At 69.8% G+C, this 11,452-nt stretch carries 7 protein-coding genes and 2 pseudogenes; 8 read left to right on the top strand and 1 reads right to left on the bottom strand.

Features of this window, described 5'->3' with window-relative positions; translation table 11 throughout:
- The first annotated feature begins 105 nt into the window (after positions 1–105).
- The 8 genes and pseudogenes from mtnA (at position 106) to OHT57_RS20490 (ending at position 10,193) form a co-directional block, all read left to right on the top strand.
- Positions 106–1,242, top strand: coding sequence for an S-methyl-5-thioribose-1-phosphate isomerase (gene mtnA / locus OHT57_RS20525; protein ID WP_328747918.1), 1,137 nt, complete (start codon positions 106–108; stop codon positions 1,240–1,242).
- A 611-nt stretch (positions 1,243–1,853) separates the two neighbouring features.
- A complete protein-coding gene (gene mtrA, locus OHT57_RS20520; protein WP_328747917.1) occupies positions 1,854–2,543 on the top strand; it encodes a two-component system response regulator MtrA in 690 nt (229 codons plus the stop codon).
- A 1-nt stretch (position 2,544) separates the two neighbouring features.
- Complete coding sequence (gene mtrB / locus OHT57_RS20515) at positions 2,545–4,620, top strand: MtrAB system histidine kinase MtrB (RefSeq protein WP_328747916.1); 2,076 nt, start codon at positions 2,545–2,547, stop codon at positions 4,618–4,620.
- On the top strand, positions 4,610–6,454 hold the full coding sequence (locus tag OHT57_RS20510; protein WP_328747915.1) for an LpqB family beta-propeller domain-containing protein: 1,845 nt from the start codon (positions 4,610–4,612) through the stop codon (positions 6,452–6,454). Before mtrB ends, OHT57_RS20510 begins: the two co-directional genes overlap by 11 nt.
- Positions 6,455–6,818: 364 nt before the next feature.
- Positions 6,819–7,110: pseudogene (locus OHT57_RS20505) on the top strand (ComF family protein); the annotation flags it as partial.
- A gap of 302 nt (positions 7,111–7,412) precedes the next feature.
- Positions 7,413–7,868, top strand: a pseudogene (locus OHT57_RS47475) (ComF family protein); the annotation flags it as partial.
- A gap of 683 nt (positions 7,869–8,551) precedes the next feature.
- Positions 8,552–9,244, top strand: a complete 693-nt coding sequence (gene hpf / locus OHT57_RS20495) for a ribosome hibernation-promoting factor, HPF/YfiA family (RefSeq protein WP_328747914.1) — start codon at positions 8,552–8,554, stop codon at positions 9,242–9,244.
- A 202-nt stretch (positions 9,245–9,446) separates the two neighbouring features.
- Entirely contained in the window at positions 9,447–10,193 is a 747-nt protein-coding gene (locus OHT57_RS20490) for a response regulator transcription factor (protein WP_328747913.1), read from the top strand.
- A 34-nt stretch (positions 10,194–10,227) separates the two neighbouring features.
- On the opposite strand, the gene OHT57_RS20485 is transcribed toward OHT57_RS20490, so the two are convergent.
- Positions 10,228–11,427: a winged helix-turn-helix domain-containing protein gene (locus OHT57_RS20485; protein ID WP_328747911.1), complete on the bottom strand. Its 1,200-nt coding sequence runs from the start codon at positions 11,425–11,427 to the stop codon at positions 10,228–10,230.
- Between the last annotated feature and the right edge of the window lie 25 nt (positions 11,428–11,452).

The following is an 11,452-nucleotide window of genomic DNA, read 5'->3' as shown; positions in this document are numbered from 1 at the left end:
CGGCAGGTTGGCAGCCATCGTGTCATGGGGTGGTCGGCGAGGGACCAGCCGCGGTATGGGCTGCGCACCTTCAATACTCCGCCGGACAAGGGGCAGACTGACCGCATGGCTGATCAGTACGCGCAAACCGTCGAGGACAGCAAGCCCACCGAGATACCGGCGATCCGCTGGGAGGAGCCACCCGAGGGTCCCGTACTGGTGCTTCTCGACCAGACGAGACTGCCGGCCGAGGAGGTCGAACTGGTCTGTACGGACGCGTCCGTACTGGTGGAGGCGATCCGTTCGCTCGCCGTGCGCGGGGCGCCGTTGCTCGGCATCGCGGGGGCGTACGGGGTCGCGCTCGCCGCCGCGCGGGGCTTCGACGTGGACGAAGCGGTGACCGTGCTGGCGGGGGCGCGGCCGACCGCGGTGAACCTCGGTGTCGGGGTGCGCAGAGCCGAGGCTGCGTATCGCGCCGAGCTCGTGAAGAGCGGCGATCAGGAGCGGGCGGCCGGGGCGGCACTGGTGGCGGCACGCGGGCTGCACCGGGAGGACGCCGCGGCGAGTGCAGCGATGGCCGAACGCGGGCTGGCGCTGCTGGACGAGCTGCTGTCGGGTGGCGGGCACCGGATCCTGACGCACTGCAACACCGGTTCGCTGGTGTCGGGCGGCGAGGGGACGGCGTTCGCGGTGGCGCTTGCGGCCCATCGGGCGGGGCGGTTGCGGCGGCTGTGGGTGGACGAGACGCGTCCCCTGCTTCAGGGGGCCCGGCTGACGGCGTACGAGGCGGCGCGGAGCGGGATGGCGTACACCCTGCTGACCGACAACGCGGCCGGCTCGTTGTTCGTGGCCGGGGAGGTCGACGCCGTGCTGATCGGGGCCGACCGGATTGCTGCCGACGGCTCGGTGGCGAACAAGGTGGGGAGCTATCCGCTCGCGGTCCTCGCCCGGTATCACCATGTGCCCTTCATCGTGGTGGCGCCCGTGACCACGGTGGATCTCGACACGCCTGACGGGGCGTCGATAGAGGTGGAGCAGCGGGCCGGGCACGAGGTGACCGAGATCGCCGCGCCGCAGGTACCGGTGGCGGGGGCTGAGGCGGGCGGCGGGATTCTGTTGGCGCCGTTGGGAACCCAGGCGTACAACCCGGCTTTCGATGTGACGCCGCCCGAGCTGGTGACGGCGATCGTCACGGAGGAGGGCGTGGTGTCGCCGGTGACGGCCGAGGCCCTTGCCGAGCTGTGTGCCAGGTCCGACGGATGACGACCGGCTGATCCAGGAACGGGGTCGGAGTGGTCCGCCACGAGGCACGCCCCGTGGAGAAGGTGGCCCCAGCCGGCCACCGGTGCAGGTTCTGGCAGCGATCGGGCCCTTGGCAACGGGAGCGACGGACTGCCACGATCAAGCCGTGGTTGACGTGGCGAAGATCGCGAGTTGGGCGAAGACCTTCCTTGACCTGGTCGGCGGTCCTGCAGTAGGTCTCCTGCTGCTGTCTCTCGGCATGCGGACCTACCACAGCGGTGGATCTGTAGGCTGGCCCATCGCGGGATGCACCGTGTTCTTGATCAACGTGCGGGTGGCCTGGCGACGATTCGCACGACTCAGGAAACCGACGTCGGCGGTGTAGCAACGTATGACGGCCGCCTGTCCGCTGTGTCCTGATCATGAGGCGAGGGTCGCGGAGCGTAGTGCTCTATGTCCCTGCTGTCAGAGTTCGTCACCAGCGCGGCCAAGTTGCTTGAATGGATGGCGCTGACATCCGTAGCTGACATCAATGCCGACGGACGAGGGCAGACAGTGCCGGTCACGTACGACTATCGTCACAGGCCAGTGACCCTGCTCACCAGCGCCCCGGTCACTGTTACGAGAATGGGATGATGTCGTTTATGAAGGGACGAGTCCTTGTCGTCGACGACGACACCGCACTTGCCGAGATGCTTGGCATTGTGCTGCGTGGTGAAGGTTTTGAGCCGTCTTTCGTAGCTGACGGCGACAAGGCGCTGGCCGCGTTCCGCGAGGCCAAGCCGGATCTGGTGCTGCTGGACCTGATGCTGCCCGGCAGGGACGGCATCGAGGTGTGCCGCCTGATCAGGGCGGAGTCCGGGGTGCCGATCGTGATGCTGACGGCCAAGAGCGACACCGTCGATGTCGTTGTGGGGCTGGAGTCCGGCGCCGACGACTACATCGTGAAGCCGTTCAAGCCGAAGGAGCTCGTGGCCCGGATCCGGGCGCGGCTTCGGAGGTCGGAGGAGCCGACGCCCGAGCAGCTCGCCATAGGCGATCTGGTCATCGACGTGGCCGGGCACTCCGTGAAGAGGGAAGGGCAGTCGATCGCGCTGACGCCCCTGGAGTTCGATCTGCTGGTCGCGCTCGCGCGCAAGCCGTGGCAGGTGTTCACGCGTGAGGTGCTGCTCGAGCAGGTGTGGGGTTATCGGCACGCCGCTGACACCCGGCTCGTCAACGTGCATGTACAGCGGCTGCGCTCCAAGGTCGAGAAGGACCCGGAGCGGCCGGAGATCGTGGTGACCGTCCGTGGTGTGGGTTACAAGGCAGGACCCAGCTGACATGTCCGGAGACAGTGCCGCTTCGTCGCCCGGGCGGACCGGGGCGAGTGCGGGGCGGCCTGTCGGGCGGACCGGGGCAGGCTCCCGCTGGGGGCGGTTCCTGGAGGGTGGTCTGCTTCAGGGCGGAGTCCAGGGCAGTCCGGTCCTGAGGCTGTTCATGCGGTGGGTGCGTCGGCCGCTGCTGCCCGTGATGCGGCTGTGGCGGCGCAACATCCAGCTCAAGGTCGTCGCCACGACCCTGTTGATGTCGCTCGGTGTGGTTCTCCTGCTGGGCTTCGTCGTCATCGGGCAGGTGCGCAACGGCCTGCTCGACGCGAAGGTCAAGGCGTCGCAGAGCCAGGCCTCCGGTGGGTTCGCGGTGGCCAAGCAGAAGGCGGACGAGGCCGGGGCCGGGACAGACGACGCAGCCCCGGCGGACGGTCAGTCCGACCAGTTCGTCATCGAGTGGATGAGCAACCTCGTTTACTCGCTCTCCAGCGGTGGTCAGGGCGCCTTCGACGTGGTCAGCCTGCCCGTGGGCGGCGACAGCGGGAGCGGGCGCGGGCCGCGTGCCTCCGGCGACGTCGATCCCACGTCCAGCGTCCCCGAGGCACTGCGCGAGAAGGTCGACGAGAGTACGACGGCGGCCCAGAGCTACACCCGCATCGCTTACGACACTGACGAGGAGTCCCAGCCGGCCCTGGTCATCGGCAAGCAGGTCAACGACCCCAACGGCGACCCGTACCAGCTGTACTACCTCTTCCCGCTCACGCAGGAGGAGAAGTCGCTCAGCCTGGTCAAGGGCACCCTGGCGACCGCCGGCCTCTTCGTCGTCGTACTCCTCGGAGCCATCGCCTGGCTCGTGGTGCGCCAGGTCGTCACGCCGGTGCGGATGGCGGCCGGAATCGCCGAGCGGCTGTCCGCGGGGCGGCTTCAGGAGCGGATGAAGGTCACCGGTGAGGACGACATCGCGCGGCTCGGTGAGGCCTTCAACAAGATGGCGCAGAACCTTCAGCTGAAGATCCAGCAGCTGGAGGACCTGTCGCGGATGCAGCGGCGGTTCGTGTCGGATGTGTCGCACGAGTTGCGGACGCCCTTGACGACCGTACGTATGGCCGCCGACGTCATCCATGACGCGCGCGCGTCCTTCGATCCGATGACCGCGCGGTCGGCCGAACTGCTCGCCGACCAGCTGGACCGGTTCGAGACGCTGCTCGCGGATCTGCTGGAGATCAGCCGCTTCGACGCGGGCGCGGCGGCGCTGGAGGCGGAGCCGATAGACCTCAGGGAGGTCGTACGGCGAGTGGTCGGCGGGGCCGCGCCGCTGGCCGAGCGCAAGGGCACGACGGTCAGGATCGTCGGCGACCAGCAGCCCGTGGTCGCCGAGGCCGACCCCCGGCGGGTGGAGCGGGTGCTGCGCAACCTCGTCGTCAACGCCGTCGAGCACGGTGAGGGCAAGGACGTCGTCGTGAAGCTCGCCTCGGCGGGCGGGGCGGTGGCGATCGCGGTGCGCGACTACGGCGTCGGGCTCAAGCCCGGCGAGGCCACGCGCGTGTTCAGCCGCTTCTGGCGGGCCGACCCGGCACGCGCGCGTACCACCGGCGGTACCGGGCTGGGGCTGTCCATCGCCCTGGAGGACGCACGGCTGCACGGCGGTTGGCTGCAGGCGTGGGGTGAGCCGGGCGGCGGCTCCCAGTTCCGGCTGACGCTGCCCAGGACGGCCGACGAGCCGCTGCGGGGCTCGCCGATACCGCTGGAACCCAAGGACTCGCGCCGTCACCGTGGACTCGACGACGCCGGACTGCCGCGCGCGGGCGGTGAGAAGGCGGCCACCGTGCCGGCCCAGCAGGCGGGCGACCAGGTGACCTCGCGGGACCCGATAGCGCCCCGGCAGGGTGCTGTGACACCGACCGCCGATCCGACGGCACTGCCCGGCAACGGCGCGCGCGTGGTGTCCCGGTCGACGTCGAACGGGCGACGGCAGGACGGCACGTCCGCCGCGGGCGGAGCCGCTGGTGGGACCGCGAGCCGCTCGGGCGCCGGGTCGGGGGAGTCGTACGAACAGCAACAGCAGGGGGAGGCATTCCGTGGGCGCTGACCGCGAGGGGAGCGGCCGGCGCAGGCCGGCGCGCGCGGTGGCGTACGCCGCCTGTGGCGTCGTACTGCTGGCGGGATGTGCCTCCATGCCGGACAGCGGGGACCTGCGCGGTGTCGACGCCACCCCGCGGCAGGACACTCAGGTGCGGGTCTTCGCGATGCCGCCGCAGGAGGACGCCGAGCCCCTGGACATCGTGCAGGGCTTTCTGGAGGCGCTGACCAGCGATGATCCGAACTACGAGACGGCCCGTAAGTACCTGACCGGGAATGCGACGAAGCAGTGGCAGCCGGGGCTGTCCACAACGGTGCTCGAGGACGGGCCGGGTGCATCCCTCACGCAGCCGGTCGGCCGGGAGCGGACCGACGACGACACGTCGTTCACGCTGACGGGCACCAGGGTGGCTGTGGTGGACGCGCAGCAGTCGTACTCGCCGTCCTCCGGTGACTACCAGCAGACGGTGCACCTCGTGCACGACAAGAAGACCAAGCAGTGGCGGATCGACAGCCTTCCGCCGGGTGTCGTCATGGGGAAGTCGGACTTCCAGCGGATCTACGTGTCGGTCAACAAGTACTACTTCGCCTCCCACACCAAGGCGGTGACGGCTCCCCAGACTGTGGCGGTCGCCGATCCCGTGTATGTGCGTGAGCGCGTGGACCCCATGACGCAGCTGGTGCGGTCCTTGCTGAGCGGGCCGACACACTGGCTCGACCCTGTCGTCAGGACACGCTTTCCCACCGGTACGGCCCTGATGAAGGGCGTCTCCTCGTTGACCCCCGACGACCAGAACACGCTGACGGTCCCGCTCAACAACAAGGCCAGGAACGTCGGTTCGGACCAGTGCGAGGCGATGGCGGCCCAACTGCTGTTCACCCTGCAGAACCTCACCCCCGCGGTGGATGACGTCGAACTGCGTGCGGGTGGCAAGCAGTTGTGCTCCATCAACGAGACCCAGGCCGACGGCGCCGCCACGCGCGGCTCGGTCGAGGCGCCCGAGTTCCTGTACTTCGTGAACGGCGAGCACCGGCTGGTACGGATTCCGGCTGATCCGGAGGGCAGTACGAGGGCCGACCCGGTGCCGGTGCCCGGGGCGTTGGGTGAGGGCGACAAGGAGCTGCGGTCGGTGGCCGTCTCGCGGGACGAGCACATGGCGGCCGGTGTCGGCCTTGACGGCAGGGCGCTGTACGTGGGTTCGCTGGTGTCGGGCGCGTCGCTCGGGGAGCCGGTGCTGGTCAGCGCCGGCAAGAGGGCCGACGACCGGCTCACCACGCCCAGCTGGGACACGGAGGGCGACCTGTGGGTGGCCGACCGGAACCCGGCAGCTCCGCGGCTGCTGCTGTTCAAGGAGGGCGCCGGCGAGCCGCTGAAGGTGCAGACCCCCGGGCTCGACGGGCGCATCAAGGACCTCCGGGTGGCCGCCGACGGGGTGCGCATCGCGCTCGTCGTGGAGAAGGGCGGCAAGCAGTCGCTCTTCGTAGGGCGGATCGAGCGGGAGGGCAGGATCGGGGACGCGCAGAGTGTCTCGGTCCGGGAACTGCGCTCGACGACACCGGACCTGGAAGAGGTCACGACCATGTCCTGGGCCGGCGACAGCAGGCTCGCGGTGGTCGGGCGTGAGCAGGGCGGCGTGCAGCAGACGCGGTACGTCCAGGTCGACGGCTCCACGCCCGAGGGGCCGCCGCCGGCCGCTCTGACGGGGGTGAAGGAGATCGCGGCGTCGGAGGACGTCGAGATGCCGTTGGTGGCGTACTCGGAGGACGGGATCGTACGGCTGCCGTCCGGGGCGCAGTGGCAGAAGGTGGACGCGGACGGGACCGCGCCGGTGTATCCGGGGTGAGGTGACGGGACCGCGCTGTCGGGAGCGGCCGCTTTTGCCGGGACGGGGTCCTGGTGGGAGTGGCCGCTTTTTTCTGGGCCGATGGGGAATCGCTCCGGGCGGTGAGGAATCGCCGCTGGCAGGCGGGCCGGAATCGTGGGGCGGAGTGGTTCGCTTTCGCCGGGGACGGAGCGGATTCGTCGGAGGGAGAGGCGGATTCGTCGTACGAGGGGTTGATTGACGGGCCTGAGCGGAGGCCTCGCCGATTGGTTGTATAGGGCCGGAATTTACGGTGGGAACAGCTGTTCGTCCGGGGGTGGGGTTTTCCACAGGGAGTTATCCACAGGGGTGGCCGGTCGGCTCCGACGTTGGCACAGTGGTGGTCATGCGGGGGTGGTGGCAGGACCTCACCGATCTGGTGCTGCCGGCCGAGTGCGGAGGCTGCGGAAGGCCTCGCACGGTGCTCTGTCCGGAGTGCCGTGCCGCCCTGAACGGGAACGCACCGCGCCGGGTGCGGCCGGTGCCGGAGCCGCCCGGACTGCCGGCCGTGCATGCGGCGGCTCGGTATGCGGATGCGGTACGGGCGGTGCTGCTGGCTCACAAGGAGCGGGGAGCGCTGGCTCTTGCGGGGCCACTCGGTTCGGCTCTGGCGGGAGCTGTGTGGGCGGGGGTGTGGGAGGCCTGTGAGTCGGGTGGCGTGGGATCGGCGCCGGGGTGTGTTCCGGGGCCCAGGGAGCGGAGGTACGTGGGTGGGGACGGGGGGTTGTGGGCCCCTGGTGCGTCGGATGCCGAGGCGTGGAGTGCGGAGGCTGTGGCGCGTGGCGGCGATGGAAGGGTGCCTGGGCTCGTCGGCGCAGGCGAAGTGGGACCAGAGGACAGGGTGCGTGGTGGTGGCGGGCAGGTGGGTACGGAGGCCAGTGTGCGTGGCGGGGGCGTGAGGTCGGGCGCGGGCGCCAGGGCGTGCGGCGGGGGCGGGCAGGTGAGTGCGGAGGCTTTGGCGTATGGCAGCGGAGTGCATGCGGGGGCCGAGGCCTTGACGCGGGGTGGTCACGCGGAGCCGGGCTGGAGTGCCGGTGGTGCTGGGCAGAGGGGCGGGATCGGGGTGCCTGTGCTGCTCGTTCCCGTGCCGTCTGCGCGGCGGGCGGTGCGAGCTCGCGGGCATGATCCTGCACGGCGGATCGCACTCTCGGCGGCGGCGGAACTACGGCGGGCGGGAATGCCGACGCGGGTGGCGGCAGTCCTACGCCAGCGGCGCGGGGTGGCCGACCAGTCGGGGCTCAACTCCCGGCAGCGGCTGGAGAATCTCGCCGGCGCCCTCATGGTGGCCCCCGGTGGGGAGCGGCTGCTGACACAGGGGCTGGTCGTGCTGGTCGACGACCTGATGACGACAGGCGCGTCCCTGACGGAGGCAGCGCGGGCCGTCCGGGAGGCGAGGCTGCGGGAGAACACGGAACGCGCCGGTGAACAGGCTCGGCGCCACGGTGAACAGACGGCGTTCGGAAACCGTGATCAACGGCAACACGGGAGGGGTGGGCCGCCCGGCCACGAACAGCGGGCCACGGCCGGAGGGCGTGGCGGGCGATCTAGTGGACGGGAAGTGGATGGATGCGGTGGTGAAGGGGCAGGCGTCGTGTACACGGCTGCAACCCGGGAAGGCATGGGGGAACGGATGGTCACAGTGACGGAGGAGGACACGGGCCGGGAGCGCCGCTCGGCGCCGGCGTCGGGCGCCGGTGGCGTCCATGATGCGATCTGCGCTGCTGTGGTCGCGGCCCCGCCGGATTCCTTCGGAATAAACCGGAACTGACTGCGGAGTTGCATCGTTGCAGGTTACGAGAGGGTCGAATCACCTGAACGGAGGTACACCGCGGTAGAGGGTGACGACATCCGTCCAGGCGAGATATGTTCGGTTGTGAGAGAAAGGCGCAGGCCACACCTCGCAAATCCGAATGTCGTGCCGCGGGATTTCCACCAGCACGCACGACGGTGGAATGGAGATCTTGCCCGCGGGGGAGGAGGTGGAAGTCACCGAGTCCGAGGTTCCGGGGCTCACCGGAGCCTGGTGCAAAAGGGAGACGCTCCGCATCGAAGCGGAGCGATCCGGGAACGGAGTTCTGCGTGGACATCGTCGTCAAGGGCCGCAAGACCGAGGTGCCCGAGCGGTTCCGCAAGCACGTGGCCGAGAAGCTGAAGCTGGAGAAGATCCAGAAGCTCGATGGCAAGGTGATCAGCCTCGACGTCGAGGTGTCCAAGGAGCCGAACCCCCGACAGGCCGACCGCTGTGACCGAGTGGAGATCACGCTCCGCTCCCGCGGTCCGGTGATCCGGGCGGAAGCGGCAGCCAGCGACCCGTACGCGGCACTCGACCTGGCGGCGGAGAAGCTGGACGCCCGGCTGCGCAGGGAGCACGACAAGCGTCACACCCGTCGAGGCGCACGGCGGCTCACCGCTGCCGAGGTCGCCGACCACGTCCCGGGTGCGGCGACGCTCAACGGCAACGGACAGGCCGTCCACGAGGAAGAGCCGGACGGTGTGCCCGTCACGAAGATCGGCTCGCTGGAGATCAAGGGTGAAGGCCCCCTCGTCGTACGAGAGAAGACCCACGTCGCCTCCCCGATGACCCTCGACCAGGCTCTCTACGAGATGGAGCTGGTCGGCCATGACTTCTATCTGTTCGTCGACTCCGAGACCAAGGAACCGAGTGTCGTCTACCGGCGGCACGCCTACGACTACGGCGTCATCCACCTGAGCACGGACCCGATGGTCGCCCGGGCGCACTCTTCCGCGGCCGGCGGCACGACAGGTGGCTGACCCTGCCGGATGACAGGTGAGCCGGTGCCCCTGGAGCGCGTGTGCGCCCCCAGGGGCACCCGCGTGCGACCCTTTCGCGCCCCGCTCTGTCACCTCACTGTCGTCCGGGCATGGAATCATGGCTACACCGGCCCAACCGGTGGGACGGTGCCTTTGGTTGGCGATGGCACAGGACCAGCCACAGCCTTCAGGGGGAGGAACGATGGCGGACAGCTTCGGACCGCTGCACGGCGAGGACGCCGGCGACGGCGTCGTCAGCATGGGCACGGACGCGGGCTCTCCACGCAAGGAGCCGATCCGGGTTCTTGTAGTGGACGACCATGCTCTCTTTCGGCGTGGACTGGAGATCGTGCTCGCGGCCGAGGAGGACATCCAGGTCATCGGCGAGGCAGGCGATGGCGCGGAGGCCGTCGACAAGGCCGCCGACCTGCTGCCGGACATCGTTCTGATGGACGTGCGGATGCCCAAGCGGGGCGGGATCGAGGCCTGCACCTCCATCAAGGAGGTGGCACCCAGCGCCAAGATCATCATGCTGACGATCAGCGACGAGGAAGCCGACCTCTACGAGGCGATCAAGGCCGGCGCGACCGGATATCTCCTCAAGGAGATCTCGACGGACGAGGTCGCCACCGCCATTCGCGCTGTGGCCGACGGACAGTCGCAGATCAGCCCCTCCATGGCGTCGAAGCTGCTCACCGAGTTCAAGTCGATGATCCAGCGGACGGACGAGCGTCGTCTCGTGCCGGCGCCGCGGCTGACCGACCGTGAGCTGGAAGTGCTCAAGCTCGTCGCCACCGGGATGAACAACCGCGATATCGCCAAGGAACTGTTCATCTCCGAGAACACCGTGAAGAACCATGTGCGCAACATCCTGGAGAAGCTGCAGCTGCACTCCAGGATGGAGGCGGTGGTCTACGCGATGCGGGAGAAGATCCTCGAGATCCGCTGACGCCGCCCCGGATCCCCGCTGACCCGAACCGCGCTCAGCGCAGGGTCGTGGTCAGTGCTCGGGTCACCTCTTTGGCGAGGGCGTCGCGCAGCTCGGGCGCGTCCACCCGTTCCACGCGGATGTCTGTGCTGCCCACCCAACTCGCCGCCTCGACCAGTGCCTGGGCCACTGCCGGGACCGCCTTCGGGCCGTCCAGGGAGACCTGCCTGGCCACCAGCGTGCCGCCCTCGCGGGCCGGGTCAACGCGGCCGACGAGCCGGCCACCGGCCAGCACCGGCATCGCGAAGTAACCGTGCACCCGCTTGGGCTTGGGGACGTAGGCCTCCAGACGGTGGGTGAATCCGAAGATCCGCTCCGTCCGCGCGCGCTCCCAGATCAGGGAGTCGAACGGGGACAGCAGCGTGGTGCGGTGGCGGCCGCGCGCGGGTGTCTCCAGGGCCGCCGGGTCGGCCCAGGCCGGCTTGGACCAGCCCTCGACCGTGACCGGCAGCAGGCCCGAATCGACGATCACCGCGTCGACCTGTTCGCCCCTCAGACGGTGGTAGTCGGCGATGTCGGCGCGGGTGCCGACGCCCAGGGACCGGCCGGCCAGCCGGACCAGGCGGCGCACGCACTCGGCGTCGTCCAGTTCGTCGTGCAGCAGGTCGGCGGGGACGGCGCGCTCGGCGAGGTCGTACACCCGCTTCCAGCCGCGGCGCTCCACGCAGACCACCTCGCCGTACATCAGCGCCCGCTCGACGGCGACCTTGGTGCCGGACCAGTCCCACCACTCGCTGGTCTTCTTCGCACCGCCCAATTCCGTGGCGGTGAGAGGGCCTTCGGTGCGGAGCTGCTTGATGACCTGGTCGTAGGTGCCGTCCGGGAGCTGGTGGTTCCAGTGCGGGCGGCCGCGGTAGGCGCGGCGTCGGAAGGCGAAGTGGGGCCACTCCTCGATGGGGAGGATGCACGCCGCGTGCGACCAGTACTCGAAGGCGTGGGGCGCGCCCGTCGGACCAGGCTCCCAGTACGCGTCCTCGACCGTGCTGCGGCCCACCGCACCGAGCCGGGCGTACGGGATCAGCTCATGGGACCGGGCGAGGACCGAGATGGTGTCGAGCTGGACCGCGCCGAGGTGACGGAGGACGCCGCGGACTCCGGCCCCGCGGTCTGGGATACCGAGGAAACCCTGGGCGCGCAGCGCGATGCGGCGGGCCTCGTCGGCCGAGAGGTCGGTGGTGGGACGCGGGGTCGTCATGGGTCCGAACGATAGAGGCCGGCAC

Source organism: Streptomyces sp. NBC_00285 (assembly GCF_036174265.1).
Classification (GTDB): Bacteria; Actinomycetota; Actinomycetes; order Streptomycetales; family Streptomycetaceae; genus Streptomyces.
This window is presented reverse-complemented; position numbering and strand designations above follow the sequence as displayed.

Bases quoted from the DNA above. Each gene is read 5' to 3' on its own strand.
- mtrB (WP_328747916.1), top strand. From the start codon at position 2,545: ATGTCCGGAGACAGTGCCGCTTCGTCGCCCGGGCGGACCGGGGCGAGT.
- mtrA (WP_328747917.1), top strand. From the start codon at position 1,854: ATGATGTCGTTTATGAAGGGACGAGTCCTTGTCGTCGACGACGACACC.
- OHT57_RS20490 (WP_328747913.1), top strand. From the start codon at position 9,447: ATGGCGGACAGCTTCGGACCGCTGCACGGCGAGGACGCCGGCGACGGC.
- OHT57_RS20485 (WP_328747911.1), bottom strand. From the start codon at position 11,427: ATGACGACCCCGCGTCCCACCACCGACCTCTCGGCCGACGAGGCCCGC.
- mtnA (WP_328747918.1), top strand. From the start codon at position 106: ATGGCTGATCAGTACGCGCAAACCGTCGAGGACAGCAAGCCCACCGAG.